Origin of the sequence: Dyadobacter jejuensis (assembly GCF_003149085.1) — a bacterium.
Taxonomy (GTDB): domain Bacteria; phylum Bacteroidota; class Bacteroidia; order Cytophagales; family Spirosomataceae; genus Dyadobacter; species Dyadobacter jejuensis.
Genome location: NZ_QGDT01000001.1, coordinates 416,155 through 436,867, shown reverse-complemented (window position 1 = coordinate 436,867; position 20,713 = coordinate 416,155). Strand labels below are relative to the sequence as shown.

Here is a 20,713-nt window from a genome sequence, read left to right as displayed (position 1 = left end):
TTTCTAAAACAGTTATCTATGCTAAAACCTTTTTGCTAAACAGTAATTCTACTATTTCAGTAGCCAATCCAAAAAATCGCTAACTACTTCCTAACAATGAAAAGAAAATTTACGCAATCCATAGCAGGGACCTACCGCCTATGGCGGAATCGGCTTATTCCTGCCCTACTATTGGCAGTGAGCTCCCTCAACGCAGTTATGGCTTCTACTCCACCCAGGAGTATAGCTCCCATGTCCCAGGCAGTCGACAGGACTGTGACGGGGAAAGTCACCGACGTATCCACAGGAGACCCTCTTCCCGGTGTCAATGTCGTTGTTAAAGGTACCAGCCAAGGCACCAGTACCGATGTCGACGGCAGTTATTCCATACAAGTTGCCGACAATAGTTCGGTTTTAGTATTTAGCTTCGTCGGTTTTGTAAGCAAAGAAATACAAGTAGGCAACCGTTCCGTAGTCAACCTCGCTATTGAGTCCGATACCAAGGCCTTAAGTGAGGTGGTCGTAATTGGCTATGGTACTGCCAAGAAGTCCGATCTTACGGGCGCGGTGGGTACCGTCAAGGAAGATCAGCTCAAGGAACGCCCAGCGCCATCCTTAAACCAGGCACTACAGGGTAAAATTTCTGGGGTTCAGGTTAACGTCAACTCAGGACGTCCTGGAGGACGCGGTAACGTACGTATACGGGGGTTTAGCTCCATCAACTCCTCCAATAACCCCCTATATGTGGTGGATGGAGTGATGCTTCCTCAGGGAAATCAGAATCAACAAAGTCAGGCCATCGATTATATCAACCCGAACGACATCGTATCGGTGGAGGTACTTAAAGATGCCTCATCAACGGCTATTTATGGAGCGAGGGGCGCTAACGGGGTGATCCTGGTAACGACCAAAAAGGGAAAGTCAGGCGAAGGATCGATCACCTATGGGGTCGATTTCAGTGTGGCTACGCCTGGTCCTAAGAGAGCCAAGGTGCTCAATGCTCAGGAATATCTGGATGTAGAAGACCTTTCCTATAAAAATATGGAAAAATTCGATCCAGTAGGCTGGGCTGCCGGCAAGTATCTGACACACGACCCACAAGTACGACGTGCCGCCTTGCAAGCCAAATATCCTGAAATATTCACAGTTCGTGCTGACGGGACCTTTGCACCCAATTATGACACGGATTGGTTTAAAGAGTCTACACAAAGTAAACTTTCTCAGAATCACCAACTGGGTTTTAGTGGAGGCAACGAGCGAACTACCTATTCCCTTTCTCTTAACTACCGCGACGACCAGGGACTGCTTAAAACCTCCTATCTAAAGCGCTATTCCACGCGCTTTAGCATTGATGATCAGGTCAAAAAATGGCTGAAAATTGGGGCCACTTTGAGCTATAACAATCAATCGGAGAACTTAGTAGATATTAGTGACGCCGTTCCTCGTCAGATGGTCGAAGACTTCCCTTTCCTACCCGTAAAATATAAGGATGGATCTTATGCTAATAACAGAGATTATCCAGGCGCCGAAGGATCATTTAGCTCTGTGCATCGCCTGATGGGCCGTCGGTATATCCAAAACACGCAAACGACCTTAGGGAGTATTTATTCGAATATCAACCTTGCTCCTGGCTTAGAAATGCGTTCAATATTAGGGGTTAACATCCTAAACCAGGAGATTAACCAATCGGAAACGAGGACCTTGCGCATCGGGGAGTCTGGGACTGCCAGCAAAAACAACTCTAAGGAGCAGTTTTGGTCATTTGAGAATTATTTGACTTACAACAAAACCTTCGGTGGTATTCATTCGTTGAACGCATTATTGGGTATTTCATGGCAAGAAACCAATATTGCTACCACCGGAGCGAGTGTTCGGAATTTCTCCACCGATGCCTTTGGGTTCAATAATCTAGGGGCGGGATCGACCTTACCAGCTGTTTCCTCAGGCGCCTCTCGTTTCGCTTTTAACTCCTACTTCGGTCGGATCAATTATACCCTTCAAGATAAATATCTTCTGACCGTGACGGGACGGGCCGATGGATCCTCCAAATTTGGAAACAACCATAAATACGCATTCTTTCCTTCTGCTGCTTTGGCCTGGAAAGTTTCTGACGAAGAATTCCTAAAAGGAAATTCGATTATCTCTAACTTGAAAATAAGGACCAGTTATGGACTAACGGGTAATTCTGAAATTCCTTCTTACTCCTCGCTTTCTTTACTGAGCTCTACATATGCGACGGTATACAACGATACCCGATTCAATGGTACTGGTATCAACAGACTGGCCAATAATGACCTAAAATGGGAGAAAACAGCCCAAACGGATGCAGGTATAGAGATCAGCTTCTTGAAAGGGCGTATTTCTGTTGAGGCGGATTACTATTACAGAAAAACCACCGATATGCTTCTGGATGCACCCGTTCCACGTACAAGTGGCTATTCTGTAATCCGTAAGAACATTGGTTCTATGGAAAACAAAGGTCTAGAGTTTACGCTCAATACGGTAAACATCGAAACCAGCAGGTTTAGCTGGAATACAAGCTTTAACATATCTCTCAACAAGAGTAAGGTACTCTCTTTGGCTACTCCTGCCGACATATTCGGTGTAGGTGGCCCTGGAATTACCAACCAGACCAGCGTAATCCGTATTGGAGAACCGGTGGGTGCTTTCTGGGGACTTACAAGGCTAGGTACCTGGAGCGAAGCAGAAGCGGATGATGCAGCCAAATTTACCAGCTACCGTGCCGGCCTTACCATGTTGCCAGGCGACATCAAATACTTAGACGTAAACGGCGACGGTGTAATCACCGATGCCGACCGTAGCATTATCGGAAACGGTAGTCCAAAAGGCTGGGGCTCGCTTACCAACACGATTCGCTATGGTAATTTCGACCTTATGCTCGACTTGCAATATTCATATGGCAACGATGTAATGGATATGAACTTACACGCCAGTGAAGACCGTGTTTCGCTAGCAAACAGCTACGCTACCGTATTGGACGCTTGGACGCCTACCAATCAGAATACACCGATTGCACAGCTTCGCGATACAAAAGCGGGCTATGTAACGAACGTAGATACCCGTTGGATTTTTGACGGATCATTCCTACGGGGTAGAAACCTCGTGCTGGGTTATACATTCCCATCCGAAATGATCAATAAGATCAAGCTTAACAGACTTAAACTGTATATCTCTGCCCAAAACTTCTTCTTGTTAACGAAGTATCCACACGGAGATCCCGAAATGACCCCGATACGTGGTGGTGACAGTAATAATGTATTCTCTCAAGGCATGATCTGGCACGGGTATCCCAAGCCATCGACCTTCACGGGAGGTTTGCAAATCACTTTGTAACAGGCTGATTTTATTATTCCAAAAAGACATTCATTATGAAATTATATCATTTCAAAAAACTAGGACTAGCCATGATCTCAGGGGTCATGATGCTGGCCCCTACGAGCTGCTCCGACTTCCTAGACGAAAAGGATCCATCAAACCTAACGCCTGAAAGTTTTTATACCATTCCCGACCATGCGGAAGCGGCTATTGGGGCCACTTATTCGGGCCTTCGCTTCTACGGTGATGGGGCGGGGATCTTCTCTGCCAACTGGCAAATGTTGGAGGCCGTCACCGGGACGGCAACCACTGAAACTGGCCAAAACTCCAACCTTAACAACCTTTATTCGTTGAGTCACGACGGTAATACGGAGCATGTTAATAACTGGTGGAATGGACTCTACAGAATCATCGCCAATGCCAACCTTGCCTTGGACAAAATACCAGGCATCAGCTTTGTAGCACCTGCCACAGAGGCTCAAAAAACGAAGCTCCTAGGCGAGGCAAAATTTCTGAGGGCATGGGCCTATTTCAATGTGGTAAGACTATGGGGCGATGCACCGATCATCACCATGCCTCAAACCGCCTCTTCGGAGGATTTCTTCCCCGAAAGGTCCCCTCAGGAGCAAGTTTATAACCTGATCGTAGAAGACCTCAAGGCAGCAGAAGCGGCTGGCTTGCCCGTGTTTGAAACCAGTGGACGTGCCACACAAATGGCCGTTAAAGCGCTGCTCTCGAAGGTTTATTTAACGATGGCTGGGTTTCCATTAAACAAAGGAGCCTCTCACTACACTTTGGCAGCAGCCAAAGCAAAAGAGGTGATCGACTATTCGAAGGCAAACCCAACGACGGTGAATTTGTTTGATACCTATAAAAAAATTCATGACGAAACCCAGAAGAATAAATTAGAGCATCTATTCCAGATCCAGTATAACACCGTGGTGGCGGGTTTCCCATTGAACGACTTTTTTCCCAATTTTAAGCCTGTAACCTTTGCAGGACCTGGTGGAACGGGAAGTACGGTACCTACTTTATCTTTTTACAATTCGTTCGAAACGGGGGACCTACGTACGAAAGACCAAGAAGGCTGGTTTTATACGAGCTATTATATGAATGGCAATGGGGCCCCCTTTGAATTAGGAGCACCCTATGTATTCAAATATTTCAATGTGGCAGCACTGGGTGGGCCGGGTATAACCGCTACTAGACTCAACAACTTAAATGTAAACCTGATTCGTTTTGCAGAGGTATTGCTTATCTACGCAGAAGCGCAAAACGAAGTGGGCGGACTAAACGCAGAGGCTTATGAGGCTTATAAGCGCATTCGCGACCGGGCTAAACTGACCACACCTGCTATGGGTACTTTTTCTCAAACTTCGTTCAGAGAAGCGGTATGGAGAGAGCGATGGTACGAATTCTGCTATGAGGGAATTACCTGGTTTGACATGGTAAGGCTCCGTAAAGTCTTCAACGAGAAGACCAAAGGCTTTGACGACTTCGTGGGCCACGTCAACTTAAATACTGGCGATGGGGTCACCCTGAAGGAAAAACACCTCTTATTCCCATTGGGGGTGCAAGAAATGCTGAACAGCCCCAACTTGAGGCCTCAGAATCCAGGATACGACCAATAACCCAAAAAAATCCCCTGCGAAATCGATCGCAGGGGATTTTTTTAAATGTATACTTTTAGAGCAATCTAATCTTCAAAGAGGTTACCCAACTTCCCGATTACTGAACCACTTTCTTTGTTGGCATTAGGACCTCCTACCGCCAAGCGCTGAATCAGTTTGGAGATAGGCATCGACTGGATCCAGACGCGCCCTGTTCCTTGCAAGGTGGCCAAAAACATACCTTCACCACCAAACACCATGGACTTTAACCCACCAGAGCGCTGTATATCGAAGCTTAACGACTGTTCGAAAGCCACTACACAACCCGTGTCGATACGTAGGGTTTCGTTATTGAGTTGACGCTCTATCATCACTCCACCGGCATGCACAAAGGCCATCCCGTCCCCTTTTAGTTTCTGAAGGATAAAACCCTCCCCACCGAAGAGGCCAGAACCAAAACGACGGTTGAAGTGAATTTTCATGCTAGTCCCCATGGCCGCACATAAGAAACCATCTTTTTGAACGATTAACTCATTACCATAGATTTTCGACAGGTCAATAGGCATAATAGTACCCGGGTAAGGGGCGGAAAAAGCGACCTTTTTCTTGCCCATCCCACGGTTGGTAAAGTGGGTCATAAAAAGGGACTCTCCCGTAAGGATACGCGTACCCGCCTGGAATATCTTACCCATTATGCTTTGATTGGCTTCGGAGCCATCGCCCATCTTCGTTTCGAAATGAATGCCATCTTCCATAAAAAGCATCGCTCCGGCTTCGGCAATGACCGTCTCCATAGGATCGAGCTCTATTTCTGCCACCTGGATATCGTCGCCAATAATCTTATAGTCTATTTCGTGTGATCTCATCTGTATTGATTATGGTTTAAAGAAGTCTTTCAATTAGCATTCGAGGGGTACCCTACAAGCGGCTACTCCTCCTCGTCCGAAAACAATGCGTCCTCATCCAGATCGTCCTCATCGGTATCCCCTTTGCGTCCTGGAATATCCTCTCGGTCTCTTAATTTTTTGTCATCGACATTTTTATTAAGAAACTCATTGATACGATCCATGTCGTAGCTAGTGGTAATCTCACCGAAGGAATTGATCTTTATATCGAAGCCCTCTAGGTCTTTATGTACCCTCGGTTTTTCATCCGTTGGTTTTATAATTCCCGTCTTTTTTTTCTTTGCCATATCATCTTTGGTTTTACCTATGTGCTAATCTACACTAAAACGCTATACCACCCACGGCGGAACTGCCTCGATGATGGGCTTTCGATACCATGAAAATACGAAAGCATGGAAGGCCCATCAACCGAAACTTAGTAAACGGCCGTTTTGAATTAGGCCAGGCGAATTTGAGCTGGTAAACGGTCAATCGCCCCTTTCAATCGTTCTTGTACTTCCTGCCTTCCCAGGATCTCCATGATCATCATCAGGTCGGGTCCTGTGCCTACACCCGTAAGTGCCAAACGAAGCACCTGCATGACCTTGCCCATTTTTATAGACATCGCCGTGAGGGTATCAAACACCAATTGTTTGATATGCTCGGCGTCAAATTCGCCCTCATAGGCTCCAAAGGCCTCTTCTAGCCCTGAAATAGCGGTGACAGCCTCTTCATTCCATTTCTTAACGGCCACATCCTGGTCGTATTCCTGAGGAGCCGTAAATAAAAATAACGATTCCTCCACGATATCCCGTACAAAATAGACCCTATCCTTAAGCAGCTGGACCACCTGAGCCACTTGCTGGTCGTTGACTGCAATGCCACGGCTAGCAAATAAGGGCTTCACCTCCTCGGCCAACACCTCTATAGGGCGTTCTTTTAGATATTGTTGATTAAACCAGTTGGCTTTTTGAATATCGAAACGCGCTCCAGCTTTATGAACACGCTCAAAGCTAAAGGAGTCGATCAGCTCCTTCATGCTAAAGATTTCCTGCTCGGTCCCGGCATTCCAGCCCAATAAGGCGAGAAAATTGGCAGTGGATTCGGGAAAATACCCTTCTTCTCTAAACCCTTTGGCCACATCGCCACTCGTAGGATCGGTCCATTGCAGCGGAAAAATAGGAAAGCCTCCCAAGTCGGCATCTCGCTTAGAGAGCTTACCGTTGCCATCGGGCTTTAATAATAAGGGCAAGTGAGCAAACTTAGGCATGCTCGACTCCCAACCCAAATAACGATACAAGAGCACATGGAGCGGAGCGGAGGGCAACCACTCTTCTCCACGGATCACATGGGTGATGCCCATCAGGTGGTCATCTACAATATTGGCCAAATGATACGTGGGCATGCCGTCCGACTTCAGCAACACCTTATCGTCGATCTGGCTGGAGTGCACCACTACCCATCCACGAATGAGGTCGTTGAAACGGACATCTTCTTTCGGCATAATTTTCATACGGACCACATAAGCGTCTCCCCGGTCCAAGCGACGCTGCACCTCATCGGGTGGCAAAGTAAGGGAGTTACTCATCTCCATGCGGGTGATGGCATTGTACTGAACGGCGGCCACTTTAGCTGCCTCCAAGCGTTTCCGCATCACATCTAGCTCCTCAGCCGTATCGAAGGCGTAGTAGGCTTTTCCCTCATTAATTAGCTGCAGGGCATATTGCAGATAGATGTCCTTTCTTTCCGACTGCCTATAAGGAGCATGTGGCCCACCCGTTTCGGGACCCTCATCTATTTCGATTCCCAACCAATTGAGGGCTTCTAATATATACTGCTCGGCACCGGGTACAAACCTGGTTTGATCGGTATCTTCTATCCTAAGGAGCATTTCACCCCCCATCTGACGGGCAAATAGATAATTATAAAGGGCCGTACGCACACCGCCCGCATGCAAAGGACCGGTTGGACTAGGGGCAAAGCGTACCCGTACTGGTTGATCACTCATTTATTTTATTGCTGATTTTTTGTAAAGAAGAACGGTGATAACCCTTGCCAAAAAAGCCAGGAATATTACCACCATCAATAATTTATTACTACCGCTGCACCGCTGGTGTCGCCTATTCTACGGCAATCACCGAGATCTCCACATTTACGTCCTTCGGGAGCATGGCCACTTGTACGGTTTCTCGTGCGGGAGGCTCACTGGTAAAGAAGCTACCATATACCTCATTGACCGCTGCAAAGTCCGCCATATTTTTCAAAAAAATAGAAGCCTTTACCACATGGGAAAAAGACATTCCTGCTGCACCCAGAATATGGCCAATTTGCTGCATTACCAAGCCCGCTTCGGCCTTGATGTCGCCCGCCTTAGCAAGTTCGGCGGCTATCTGCCCCGACACATACAAAGTCCCGTTGGTTTTTACTGCCTGGCTATAAGGCCCAATAGGCTCAGGAGCCTTATCTGAATATATGATTTCTTTCGCCATAAGAATATTTTTTTTAGTCATCGGACTTTCGAAAAGCCCATTCATGAGATGATTTAGGTCACAAAATTATCAAAAAATAACGCCAATTATGATTTTATTCTATTTCAAATAATGACCTTAACTCTTTAGCCTCCGTGGGCTTCATCCTTCCTGCCAGCACCAGCCGCAGCTGACGGCGGCGCAGGGCACTGTCGAACAGCGCCACTTCCTCCTCAGTCTCTGGCAACAAGGAAGGAACTTCTATAGGGCGGCCGTTCTGATCGACGGCCACAAAAGTGTAAAAGGCACTGTTGGTACTCACCCGCTTCCCTGCAGGAATATCCTCAGCCCATACCTGAAGATGGACTTCCATTGACGAATTGAAGGCTCGGGTCACTACGGCCTTCATAGTCACGATATTGCCCAATCGAATAGGCTCAGTAAAGGACACATTATCGACGGAGGCCGTCACCACGATCCGGTTAGAGTGCTTTTGTGCCGCTATGGCCGCACAAATATCCATCCAGTGCAGCAGGCGCCCCCCCATCAGGTTATTCAAGGTATTGGTGTCGTTAGGAAGCACCATTTCGGTCATGGTAACCTCCGACTGTTGCGGAGTCTTAGGATTCAACATATGGTTAAGTCTATTTTAATGGCCGAGACTATCCCTAGCCTATGGAGCGATACAATGGGTGAAAGGATAAAAAAACATCATCCTTTCTACAAATACTACGAAAGGATACAAAAATTGGTCGCTTCATTTTTGTTGATGGCCTAACCAGCAACATCCATAAGGCGACCCATTACAAATTTAGAGCACTTACCAATCTAAACAAAGTGAGCAGGCGTTTCTTCCGGGCAATACCACCCATTCCAAAGCAAGGCCCTGAAGACCCTCCGCCTCAGCAGGCTCCAAAGCCAATAGTACGAACACGCCTTCGGCCGGTGGCTCCCCTTCTCTAACCCCCTTACTTTACCGGCTAGCTTCCGCCAACATAGCCAGATCCTCCCCGTCCAACCTTAGCAAGGGGGCGTCGAATAAGGTTTGCAATTGACTCTGGCTAGTCGCACTCACAATAGGTGCCGCTATAGCTGGCTGCGCCAACAGCCAAGCCAAGGCTACTGTAGCTGCTTGGCTGCTATGCCTCGCCGCAACAATATCCAGGGCTTTAAGTACCGAAAGGCCCTTATCGTTCAAATAACGCTTAGCTCCCTGGCCACGGACACTCTTATTTAGGTCGGCCTCGGATCGGTATTTTCCAGTCAAAAATCCCGCTGCTAGAGAGAAATAAGGCATTACACTCATCCCATATTGCTCTACCAAGGGTGCATATTCCGTCTCATATTGTTCACGCTCCACAAGATTGTAATGAGGCTGCAAGGCCACATACTTAGGAAAATCATTTTTCTCGGCTACTTCAAAGGACTCCGTCAGACGGTCTGGCGAAACATTGGATGCGGCAATATACCGGACCTTCCCCGCCTTTACGATCTCGTCGTAGGCCGATAGGGTTTCTTCTACCGGCGTAGTGCCATCATCGAAGTGGGTATAGTACAAATCGATATAGTCGGTCTGTAACCTCTGTAAGGATTCATCCACCGATTTTAATAGGTGTTTTTTACTAATATCGACGGGGTGCTCCTTCGTTTCGGACCCCACCTTGGTAGCCACCACCACTTGTTCGCGATTCCCCCGGGCTTTCATCCACGCTCCGATGATTGACTCCGACTGGCCTCCGGTGCCATTTACCCACCACGAATAGGTGTCGGCAGTGTCGATAAAGTTAAATCCAGCCCCAACGAAGGCGTCCAGTATTTCGAAAGATTGTTGCCGGTCCAAAGTCCAGCCAAATACGTTTCCTCCAAAGTTAATCCGCGCGATTTCCAAATCGGAAGCGCCTATTTTTATTTTATCCATCATGATTTATTTCTAAGAGCAATAAAAAAAACGCAACCCCAATGGGGATGCGCCTGTAAGCCGTTACACGACTTGAGACATTTCGTGGATCGCCACCGACGCCAAAGCTCCTTCCGTGGCTTTGCCAAAGTTGGCCGAATGCTCGCTGTTCATATGTTGTTGCCAGAGCTCCCGGGTACTCCAAGTCTCGTAAAACAGAAAAAAGCATGGATTCTCTAAGTCTTGGTGTAAGTCGTAGCACAAGCATCCTTCTTCGGCCTTGGTAGGCGCTATGAGCTTTATCAATTCGGCTTTTACCAAGTCCTTAGTTTGTTCCTTGGCGTAAATCTTTGCTACAATGGTTAATGGCTGGGCTTTCGTCATGCTAATTATTAGCTTTTATAGGTTTTTTTAACGATTTAAACTCTTTACTGATCGATTGCATACCTCAAAACTGGCACGCAATTTTGAACGGTTCCAAAATATTGTTGGGAGCCAACTTCTACTTTTAGGCGTATCCGCAGAACTTTTAATAAGCCAAAACTAATCGATCCAAATGGATTTCGTATTAACAAACTCACGGATCCCATACCCGGATAGCTCACGGCCGTAGCCGCTATTCTTAATACCACCGAAAGGCATTCGAGGGTCGGAAGCCACTAGTTTATTAACGAAGCTACTACCCGCCTCCAGCCTTAAGGCTATGCGCTCCCCTCTGGCTTTGTCGGTGGTGATCACCCCCGCTCCTAGTCCAAACTGCGAATGATTGGCCAAAGCAATGGCCTCCTCTTCATCCTTAGCACGTATTACCGAGGCAACCGGACCAAACAATTCCTGATCGAAGGCCTCCATGCCCGGCTTTAAGTCGGCCAGGATGGTGGCAGGATAGTAGGCCCCTCGCCCCAGCGGCACCTCGCCTCCCAATAGCAAGCGCCCCCCTTGCTCAACGGTTTTCAGTACCTGTTGGTGAATCTCGTCGCGTAGGTCCGTTCGCGCCATGGGGCCATAATAAGTATTATCGTCCAAAGGATCCCCCATCACTGCCGCTTGCATTTTCTGGGCGAAAAGCTCCAAAAAATCCTCATAAATGGAGTCCAGCAGCACAAAGCGCTTGGCGGCAATGCAGGTCTGCCCGTTATTTTGCAACCTACCCAAGGTAGCCAAGTCGGTGGCGAACTCTAAATCGGCATCTTCCAATACAATGTAGGCATCACTACCCCCAAGCTCCATAACGGTTTTCTTTAGGTTTTGTCCTGCCACCGAGGCCACCGAACGCCCCGCAGGATCGCTCCCGGTCAGGGTTACCGCTACGATAGGCCTGTGGGCAATAATATCTTTGACCTCCCCCGCGCTAAGGTTTAAGTTCACGAAGGCGCCAGTAGGGAAACCAGCCTTTTCGAAGGCTACTTCCAATGCATAGGCACAGCCTTGTACGTTCGATGCATGTTTCAACACTCCGGTATTGCCTGCCATAAGAGCGGGAGCGGCAAAGCGGATGACCTGGTAAAATGGAAAGTTCCAAGGCATTACTGCTAATATCACCCCCAAAGGCTGAAAGGTAACATAACTTTTGGTAGCCTCCGTCTGTACGCTTTCGTCCAGCAGCAGCGAACGTCCATGGTCGGCATAGTACCTGCAAACCCAGACGCATTTCTCAATTTCTTTTCTCGATTGTCCGATCACCTTACCCATTTCCATGGTAATGAGTTGGGCATATTCCTCCTTATTTTGCTCCAGCACATCGGCTAGTCGGTGCATGAGCAGCGAGCGTTCTTCATAACTTTTTAGTTTCCAGGTATCAAATACGCGCTTCCCCGCTTCCACCTTCTGCTTGGCATCGTCCAAACTGATACGTTGGTACTCAGCCACTTTGTCGCCGGTAGCTGGATTAATAATGATTGTGCTTGCCATAATTTTCTCCGTTTGGGTTTTATACCAAAATTTATTTTTAGTAATGGGGAAATAACCATGCCTAAACGGCCTGTCAAGTTTAGCTGCCGTTGACAAGTTATCAATGTGCTGACCACCAACACCTCTATTTTGAAAGTCTGTTTTGTGCTTCGACAGGCTCAGCATGACATTGCTTCGACGAGCCCTTTCACACCCTGCGTGATCAGCAGGACATTGTCTCGACAGACCAACATTGATATGTTTTGCAATAAATTGATTCACAATAAATTACACATGTCAGCCTGGGCCTGTCGAAGGCCCGTTTTGTGCTTCGACAGGCTCAGCATGACATTGCTTCGACAGGTCCTGTCACGCCCCGCGTGATCAGCAGGACATTGCTTCGACGAGCCCTTTCACACCCTGCGTGATCAGCAGGACATTGTCTCGACAGACCAACATTGATATGTTTTGCAATAAATTGATTCACAATAAATTACACATGTCAGCCTGGGCCTGTCGAAGGCCCGTTTTGTGCTTCGACAGGCTCAGCATGACATTGCTTCGACAGGTCCTGTCACGCCCCGCGTGATCAGCATGACATTGCTTCGACGGGTCCTGTTACGCCCCGGGTGATCAATGTGTCATTTTCAAAGAGCTTTTTGCTCCAAAAGATAGTTACTCAGAGCGGCATTTACACAATACACTATCAACAAACGACTTACTAAGCCAGCACTAATACTAGCAACCCTATTTCCATTTAATATTACAACCCATGCTGGGATGTTGCTCTTGGGACACTGGCCTGCCAGCTAGGAAGGCATCCAAAGCCTGAGAAAGGTCACTACCAGTTGCTTCGTCTTTTTGAGGCCGCGAATCGTCGAACCGACCCCGATAAACACAGGCCAGGTCTTTGTCAAACACAAAAAAATCGGGGGTACATTCGGCCCCATATGCCTTGGCGACTTCCTGGCTTTGGTCGTACAAATAGGGAAAAGGGTAGCCTTCCTCTGCGGCCACCTGGGTCATCAGCTCCGGGGCATCCTGAGGGTGGGTCTCTACGTTATTGCTGCTGATAGCCAAAAATTGAATCCCTTTTTGTTGGTAGCGATGGGCTAGGGCTACCAACGGAGCATTGATATGATGCACATAAGGGCAATGGTTACAAATAAAGACGACTACTGTCCCTACCTCCGACTTCCATTCCGATAGGCTGACGGCCTGCCCAGAGACGGTGTCGGGCAAGGTAAAGCCGGGGGCCTTAGCCCCCAACTCCATCATATTTGAATAGGTTAATGACATAATTTCAAAATTTCGAGCAGAATATAGCCTCTAGACAAGGCATATACCGGCTTTCATGAATCGCATTCCTCCAAAGGAAAACTTAGCGGACGATAATCTACTAGTAGAGAACGACCGTTTTGCCGATGGTAGTTCCAGACTCTTGCATTTGATGCGCTTTTTTAAGATTGGCTACCGTAAAGCCTTCCAAAACGGTGGTCAGCGTGGTCTTAAGGGTTCCAGCATCCAACAAATCGGCCACTTCATTTAATATTTGGTGTTGACGGTCCATATCGGGCGTGCTATACATGGAACGGGTGTACATGAACTCCCATGAAAAGGTAACACTTTTGGTTTTTAGGACATCCAAATTCAATGGGGTACCACTTCCTGTAATGGATACAATATGTCCTTGGGGCTTGATAAGCTCGGCGGCAAGGTCCCAATAGCCCTCCAGATCCACAAAGTCCAGAATATAATCTACCTGACCGTGGCCTATAGTTTCGAGATCGGCTTTCAGATTGCGGTGATTCACCACAAAATCGGCCCCTAATGCCTCACACCATGCTATCGTTTCGGGCCTTGAGGCCGTTGCGATGACGGTAAGCCCTGCAACTTTTTTGGCAATCTGAATGGCAATTGAGCCGACCCCTCCTGCACCCGCTAATATCAATACCGTTTTGCCTTTATCGGTGGCAGGGTTTACTTTTATTCGATCGAATAAGGACTCCCAAGCGGTAAGGGCCGTTAGAGGTAAGGCAGCCGCTTCGGCTAGAGTCAGCGATGTCGGCTTGCGACCAACAATCCGTTCGTCTACCAGTTGGTATTCGGCATTGCTTCCACTCCTGGTAAGGTCTCCTGCATAGTACACCTCATCCCCTACCTGAAACCGTGAGACCTGTTCCCCGACGGCTTCCACCACGCCTACGGCATCCCAGCCTATTATTTTTGGTTCGTCCAATACCGTATCCTTGGCGGCATTCTGACGTATCTTAAAATCGACCGGATTCACCGAAATAGCGGAAATCTTCACCAGCAGATCATGGCCCGAGGGAGTGGGTATCTCCGTCTCAAAGGCTATAAAACTATTCTCTTCTGTAATGGGCAACGATTCTTTAAATCCTATGGCTTTCATCATTTGATCTTGGTTAGTTTTAAATTTTACACAAAATTAAGGCACCTCCTCCTTTCTTCATAGGTATAAAAACTGGTAAACTAGGTATAAATAAAGGTTTACACCTCATCATCAAGCATATAATTAGCCCAATTCACTATCTTTGTTAATATTATTCGTCCATTTCGAGAAATTATGCACATAGAACAGACTATAAAACCTTTTGAAATACATATTGAGATACTAGACCACTGGCAAAAGCGCCCGCATCAACACAATTTTTTCGAGCTGGTCTATATAGACAAAGGAACGGGGCATCAGTGTATCAATCAAATGCAGTTTCCCTATGCCCAAGGAAATATTTTCCTACTTCCCCCTCTAGATTGTCATTCCTTCAAAATCGAAGAAAGAACTACCTTTTACTTTATTCGGTTTACCGATCTTTATTTCACCAAAGAGGCCATGCATGGCCATTATAAGGAATGGTTTCAAAAACTATCTTATGTATTGAGCAATTACAATAAGGTAGCTGGCGACATCATCCAGACCCGCACCAGCTTGGAACGTGAACTATTGGTTCATTTGATCAAACAAATCCATCAGGAATACCTTACCAAAGACGACTATTCGGAGCCGATTATCGAAAGTCTATTAATGAGTACGCTGAATATATTGGCCCGAAATATTGAAAAAAGGTATGTCGATGAAGGCCATAACAAGGATTATAAGTTTGGCGAGATTATCCGCTATATTCAACATCACCTCTACGACAAGCAAAAGCTAAGCCTAGAGGCTATAGCCAGCGAATTCAATATAGCTCCTACGTACTTTAGCGAGTACTTTAAAAAACACTCGGAATATTCGTTTCAAGAGTATATCATCAAATCCAAACTCAAATTGGCCGAGAGCTACATCAAGCACAGCCAATACTCCATCAAGGAAATCGCCTATATGTTAGGCTTTACCGATTCCAGCCATTTGTCGAAGTCCTTTAAGAAAAACTATTCGGTCACCATTCAGGATTTTAAAAAAGGAAAAACCCAAGCCTGTGCACCTCAAGGGCAAGCCTTATTAAATAGGGTTACACCTTAGCTTTTTACGAGCTCGTGCTTGCTGGAGATTGCCCAGCATATACTGCGCTCTGAATTGGAAAAACAGATAGCTATCTTTCACTGCGGCTCCTCCCCGCAGCCCCCCTACCATGCGAGGAGGCAGGCCAATCTCAGGCGATCGATCGGAGAGCTGACGTGCCAAGTCGGAGGCCAAGGCGTCGGGATCGGGATAAGTTGTACTCACGTCGTCGAGGTAATCGGAGTTGACAAAATTATTGCATAACTCAAGCCCCAGGCTGAGCTTGTCCGTCGTCTTGACAGACACCCCAATACCGCCGGTAAACACCAAAGGTAGTCGGTTGTACTTTTCATTTTCGGTCATCAGAGGCGCCAAACTATACCAGTTATCTCCCAACTTAGCCTTCGGCGTCATAAAAGTGGCCCCCACCCCAGCAAACAAATAGGGATTGATGGGGGCATGGCGGTTATAGCCAAACAAGTCGGCCTGGATCCCCAGATTGATATCGGGGTTGCGGGTCCTAAAAGAAAGGTTATTTTGATAGTTTTTAGAGTATTGTTGATCCGCCTTTACCTGATAGTAGCGAAACTCGCCTCGAGCACTAAAATTTTCGCTAAGCCGAAACTGCCCTCCTAGGGAAATAGACGGCCCCAATCCGAGGTGTTTCATATCGATCCCATCGCGCAGATCGCCCATATAATAGGCCACTCCAAGGCCAACAGTTAGGCTCATCTGGCCAAAGGGCTGCACATAACGCTGTCCCGATTTGCTATAACCTTGTGAAAAAGATTGGCTTATAGCACTTAAGGTAAAAATAATGGTGAATAGTATGCGGTACTTCATAGTGTAGTTTCTTTGTCAGGACACAAATATGCGCCGGGTCGAGGTAAAATGCTATCTTTTAAAAAAATTGTACGAGTAATAAACGAAAGAAAATAGGGAAGTAGGCTAAACTTTGAAAATATTTTATCGATATCGGCTGTACCGTCACTCAGCTTTGGGCCTATGCTGCCATGATGAGCCATGACCTATTGGGGCCTACCTCACCATTTTTAGCACAAAACGGCCGGCGCCCGGTATAAAACGACATGTTTTGTAGCCTACATAGTTTTTGGATTGCACTTCAAGGACTAATACGATGAGAACGCTGTCTTTTTAGTTTGGCTATAAATATCCAAAAATTATAAATTTACCCTCTTCTACAGTATGCGCTAGGTAGGGATACCGGATACGTATTCCCCACGATAGGGAAGTGTTCCTAGAACGGGCTAGTATTGCTTCCTGCCGCCAAGTTGTCCATAAAAAGCATTCCGATCGGCCTACCAATAAAACTTAAACACACTACTATGGAACAAGGAGCATCGTCATTATCTGGCTCGATGCCATTAAGTCTGTGCAGTAACTTTGTCCCAATTTCGTGCAAAATCAACCCCTGTCATTTCCCTAATAGATTACTCCAAACGCCTACCGCTACCTCAGCAGCATTCCAGGCGGACTATAGTTTATCCCAGAGCAAGGAAAGCACCTGCTCTCTATCAAGATTTGGGTAATCAGGTTTGCCATTTGGGGCATAGTTGGGTATATAAAACAAACACTGACGGGGGATAATTATTCATTCAAATTTACTTTTCCCTTTTCGATTTTCAAGGGCCCGTTGCGGCAGGAGATCGCTTAGTTATCCTTGAGGAATTCAATTGGTTTTAGCTTTGCATTTTCAGATAGGAAATGTAAATTTACTAGGAAGTAATCATTTCGAGAATTACATAAACGGAAAAATTGGGGATACACCCTATTTTTATCCCGATAAATAAAAAAAGTCGGCTTTCACCGACTTTCTTTTTATTTAGCTAAAAACGTTACCTTATTTACGCTTCACCGAGCTAGCACCCGAAGTATGCGACTGCACATTTTTGACCGCACCCGCATACCTCACACTACTGGCTCCGCTAGCCTCCGCTCTAAGTTCTTTTTGAGCAACTACCTGGGCACTACTAGCCCCAGAAGCTTCTATAATGACCTCTTCACAGATTAGCTCCATCGCTTTCAAAGACGAGGCTCCCGATACTTCTCCATTCAAGACGGCACAAGATCCTTTCAGGCCGAGTCCTGAGGCCCCACTAAGGGAAACCGCTACTTTATCGGCCGACAAATCCATCATCACCTTAGAAGCACCTGACACCTCGACGTCTATATTTTTCGCCCCAGAAAACCGTCCTACATTGACCTTGCTGGCCCCTGAAAAATCAACAGCTTCCAAGCTAGGCATTATAATGTTAATCTTCACTTCGCTCCGGTTATTTTGCCTGATATTATTATCATACCCCAGGCTAAGAGTCCCTCCTTTTACCGTGGCCTTTAGGGCCGACAGGTCCTCTTGCCGGCCTGTAGCTACGATCCTAAAATTGGCCCCCTGTTCCACATTCACCTTAAAGGCACTACCCATAGAAATACGGGTGAAGCCCTTTTCAGTAAACTGGCGGGTATCTTGAGCACTTACCATTATTGAAAGGGCCAAGAAAAAGAGTAAGGTCAGTATATTGGTTTTCATATTTTTAGTTTTTTATGATAGATGTAATATTTATTAAAATGTTGCACCCCTTCCTATTAAATTAAAACCAATCAGAAAGAAACTATTGGTTCACCTCTACCTTGCTAGCGCCAGAAGTGTGCTTTTCAATATTACCTACCCGGCCCATTTCGGCTCGGGAAGCACCCGATGCGGAGACACGCGCACTTCCTATCCCCATACGAGTGGCATCGACTTTACAAGCCCCCGAAATGTCCAATTCGACTTGGCTGGCCGACCCCTTCAAGGTCAGCTTGGAGGCGCCCGACATATCCACAAGGAGTTGGTTCGTTTCCACGTCAATCTCCGTCTGAGAAGCCCCACTCACATCGACATACAGCTTATTAAGACCCTTAAAACCCGATACCCTAGCTTTATTGGCACCCGATAGTTCGAGGCGCTCCAGGTTGGGCGTGGTGATCACCAGCCCTACCCTTTTCCATTTGTTATTACCAAATATGCTAAAATCGTCGGAACGGTTTACTTTCAAGGTCCCATTGTCTACGCGCACCTCAATATCATCCACGTCATCTACTTCTCCATCGGCCGTGATGCGGTACTCCGTACCTTGGCGAATGCTAATCACATAAGCACCTCCCAAATCGATTTTGTTAAAATCGTCAACTGGAAATTGTTTGATATAAGTACCCCTTTCTCCCATATCCAGCTCACTGTCGGAGTCGTCGTAAGAGTAAGACTGACCTCCTTCTTCTTCGTCTCTCAAAAACCGTTCGGGAATGTTGGTGCATACCAGCCCCGAGTCGCGGAGCATGACCCACCGAAGTCCGTTCCAATCCACATCGTCCTCGTCGAGGTTGTACCGTTTCATGGCCGAAAATCCATCGCCCCAGTGCTGGCTAGCATGGTAAAAACGCTCACTCATGATGAAAGGCCGATCGTAAGGAATGAAGACCGTCAGGCCGATCCTCTGGTTTCTGAAGCTAGACAAAGCCCCCAATTCGGGTCCTTCATGGAACACCAGGGTAGAGTCCTGCCATACGGCTTGGTAAGTCAGCTTGGCGGCGATTCGTTTGGCCTCTTCCTTGTTACGTCCTCTAGAGTACATTTTCTTTTCTATCTTTAGGCTATCTTGGGTTGCATACGCTGCCAACCGGATATCCAGGTCCAGATGGTCTACCTCATAGTCGTCTACCTTATCGAACCTCAGGATTCCATTGGGCAACTGGTGCATTTCTGTCTGTACTACTTCACCTCTGGTGGCAAAATTGCGCTGGTAGGCAATGCCTCCAATGGTAGACCCTATGATGCCGACGATCCATAATCCGGCCATGGTAAGCCAAACCGACGGTGGAACGATGCGACGGTTGCCCAAAAGGGTCAACCCCAGCATTAAAAAGGCTATTAAGGGAATGATGGCCAACAAGATTGCCGATATGATCAGACTAGCTGGAAGCTCCTGAAAAATCAAAAAAGGAATAGGCATCCCCTCCAGAGGAACCGCCGAAGTTACCCCTAAGGCTACACTAGCCGCTATGAGTATCCCCAATAAGGCGGTAGCGGAAAAGCCTACCAATATTACCCCCACAAATACCCGGAGGATAGGGCCTAGCCCCTTAAAAATTTTGCCCAGGGCTGCAATAATCAAGGCGATAGCCCGGAAAGGGAAGAGTACGATCTTAGAAGCGACGGGCTCTTCTCCCGCTCCCGCATCCAAATTTAGGCTTTGCTTGATATTCGATTCAATATTGGAAAGCGTAATGGGTTCCCCCTGCATTTCCATTTTTTCGGTAAGGGTGTTGGCCGAAGGGGCTATCACCCATAGGACGATGTAGATGAGTAGCCCTGTCCCGAAAAATAAAATGGAAAGTACCCATAGAAAACGAACCACGCCCAGGTCTATCCCAAAGTAAGAGGCGATCCCCGCTGCTACCCCACCTACCACTTTACGGTCGGGGTCGCGGTAAAACTTCTTGATATTGGTATCCTCTTCCAAGGTAGAGGAGCCCGGGAAGGCCACCCACATGGCCAGGTAAACCAGCACGATAATTCCCGAAATAGGCCCTAGCTCATCTTCTAGGTTTAAATTCATCATTCCAGAACCAGCCGGTAGGCCTACCACACAGATTAAAAAAGCCAACCGGACCCAGATAGGATCGACGGTAAAATAATTGGCTAAGCCTGCGGCTACCCCACCAATTAGTTTACGCTTCAGATCCCGATAAAACTTGCGGGGATCCTTAGGAGCAAACCTCGCTTGCTCTTCCTGAGGGGTAGCAAAGGTACCCTGGGATTTGGAATGTGATGGCTCCCCCTCGGTCGACTCCCCATTGGTAACCTCCAAAGGATCGGCCAATATATCTTCAGATTCCTCTAACTCTTGAAAGTCGGCTACCGTACCCATGGCCCCTATCAACTCCTCTACGTCCACGAGAGAAATAACTTGCTTCGAATCGGCCTTTTGCTTGTTGTAAAATCTTTCGGCTACCCGTGCTTCAATATCCGAAACGATCTCTTGGCTATCGGCAAAGCCACTGAAGTATCGTTGAATGGAGGACAAATAGTTCTTAAGCCTCTCGTAGCCGTCTTCCTCAATATGGAAGATGATGCCACCTATATTTATGCTGATTGTCTTTTTCATGATGCTGAAATCAATATCGTT

The 20,713-nt window shown here is 47.1% G+C and carries 16 protein-coding genes; 3 read left to right on the top strand and 13 right to left on the bottom strand.

The features are described from left to right. The first annotated feature begins 198 nt into the window (after positions 1 to 198). Positions 199 to 3,333, top strand: a complete 3,135-nt coding sequence (locus CLV98_RS01920) for a SusC/RagA family TonB-linked outer membrane protein (RefSeq protein WP_374755169.1) — start codon at positions 199 to 201, stop codon at positions 3,331 to 3,333. Between the two features lie 35 nt (positions 3,334 to 3,368). Further along, on the top strand, positions 3,369 to 4,946 hold the full coding sequence (locus CLV98_RS01915; RefSeq protein WP_229203161.1) for a RagB/SusD family nutrient uptake outer membrane protein: 1,578 nt from the start codon (positions 3,369 to 3,371) through the stop codon (positions 4,944 to 4,946). A gap of 65 nt (positions 4,947 to 5,011) precedes the next feature. On the opposite strand, the gene CLV98_RS01910 is transcribed toward CLV98_RS01915, so the two are convergent. The 10 genes from CLV98_RS01910 to CLV98_RS01865 form a co-directional block, all read right to left on the bottom strand. Then, positions 5,012 to 5,791, bottom strand: coding sequence for a TIGR00266 family protein (locus CLV98_RS01910; RefSeq protein WP_109672314.1), 780 nt, complete (start codon positions 5,789 to 5,791; stop codon positions 5,012 to 5,014). A 62-nt stretch (positions 5,792 to 5,853) separates the two neighbouring features. Beyond that, positions 5,854 to 6,117, bottom strand: coding sequence for a hypothetical protein (locus CLV98_RS01905; RefSeq protein ID WP_109672312.1), 264 nt, complete (start codon positions 6,115 to 6,117; stop codon positions 5,854 to 5,856). A gap of 149 nt (positions 6,118 to 6,266) precedes the next feature. After that, the gene (gltX, locus tag CLV98_RS01900) at positions 6,267 to 7,817 is read right to left on the bottom strand and encodes a glutamate--tRNA ligase (RefSeq protein ID WP_109672310.1); all 1,551 of its coding nucleotides are present in this window, start codon (positions 7,815 to 7,817) and stop codon (positions 6,267 to 6,269) included. Positions 7,818 to 7,929: 112 nt separating this feature from the next. Next, positions 7,930 to 8,298: a Rid family detoxifying hydrolase gene (locus CLV98_RS01895; protein WP_109673028.1), complete on the bottom strand. Its 369-nt coding sequence runs from the start codon at positions 8,296 to 8,298 to the stop codon at positions 7,930 to 7,932. 94 nt (positions 8,299 to 8,392) lie between these two features. Next, a complete protein-coding gene (locus tag CLV98_RS01890) occupies positions 8,393 to 8,911 on the bottom strand; it encodes an acyl-CoA thioesterase (protein WP_109672309.1) in 519 nt (172 codons plus the stop codon). 339 nt (positions 8,912 to 9,250) lie between these two features. After that, positions 9,251 to 10,198, bottom strand: a complete 948-nt coding sequence (locus CLV98_RS01885; protein ID WP_229203160.1) for an aldo/keto reductase — start codon at positions 10,196 to 10,198, stop codon at positions 9,251 to 9,253. Between the two features lie 60 nt (positions 10,199 to 10,258). Further along, positions 10,259 to 10,558, bottom strand: coding sequence for a putative quinol monooxygenase (locus CLV98_RS01880; protein WP_109672307.1), 300 nt, complete (start codon positions 10,556 to 10,558; stop codon positions 10,259 to 10,261). A gap of 159 nt (positions 10,559 to 10,717) precedes the next feature. Beyond that, positions 10,718 to 12,085, bottom strand: a complete 1,368-nt coding sequence (locus tag CLV98_RS01875) for an NAD-dependent succinate-semialdehyde dehydrogenase (protein ID WP_109673026.1) — start codon at positions 12,083 to 12,085, stop codon at positions 10,718 to 10,720. Between the two features lie 726 nt (positions 12,086 to 12,811). Next, a complete protein-coding gene (locus tag CLV98_RS01870) occupies positions 12,812 to 13,363 on the bottom strand; it encodes a thioredoxin family protein (protein WP_109672306.1) in 552 nt (183 codons plus the stop codon). Between the two features lie 100 nt (positions 13,364 to 13,463). Next, on the bottom strand, positions 13,464 to 14,477 hold the full coding sequence (locus tag CLV98_RS01865) for a zinc-binding alcohol dehydrogenase family protein (protein WP_109673025.1): 1,014 nt from the start codon (positions 14,475 to 14,477) through the stop codon (positions 13,464 to 13,466). Between the two features lie 174 nt (positions 14,478 to 14,651). Between CLV98_RS01865 and CLV98_RS01860 the strand changes: the two genes are divergently transcribed. Continuing rightward, positions 14,652 to 15,548, top strand: coding sequence for an AraC family transcriptional regulator (locus tag CLV98_RS01860; protein ID WP_109672305.1), 897 nt, complete (start codon positions 14,652 to 14,654; stop codon positions 15,546 to 15,548). On the opposite strand, the gene CLV98_RS01855 is transcribed toward CLV98_RS01860, so the two are convergent. The 3 genes from CLV98_RS01855 to CLV98_RS01845 form a co-directional block, all read right to left on the bottom strand. Beyond that, complete coding sequence (locus tag CLV98_RS01855) at positions 15,528 to 16,370, bottom strand: outer membrane beta-barrel protein (RefSeq protein ID WP_109672303.1); 843 nt, start codon at positions 16,368 to 16,370, stop codon at positions 15,528 to 15,530. The genes CLV98_RS01860 and CLV98_RS01855 overlap by 21 nt on opposite strands. 1,018 nt (positions 16,371 to 17,388) lie before the next feature. Then, complete coding sequence (locus CLV98_RS01850; RefSeq protein WP_109672301.1) at positions 17,389 to 18,075, bottom strand: head GIN domain-containing protein; 687 nt, start codon at positions 18,073 to 18,075, stop codon at positions 17,389 to 17,391. A gap of 82 nt (positions 18,076 to 18,157) precedes the next feature. Then, positions 18,158 to 20,692, bottom strand: a complete 2,535-nt coding sequence (locus CLV98_RS01845; protein WP_109672300.1) for a PspC domain-containing protein — start codon at positions 20,690 to 20,692, stop codon at positions 18,158 to 18,160. Positions 20,693 to 20,713: the final 21 nt, after the last annotated feature.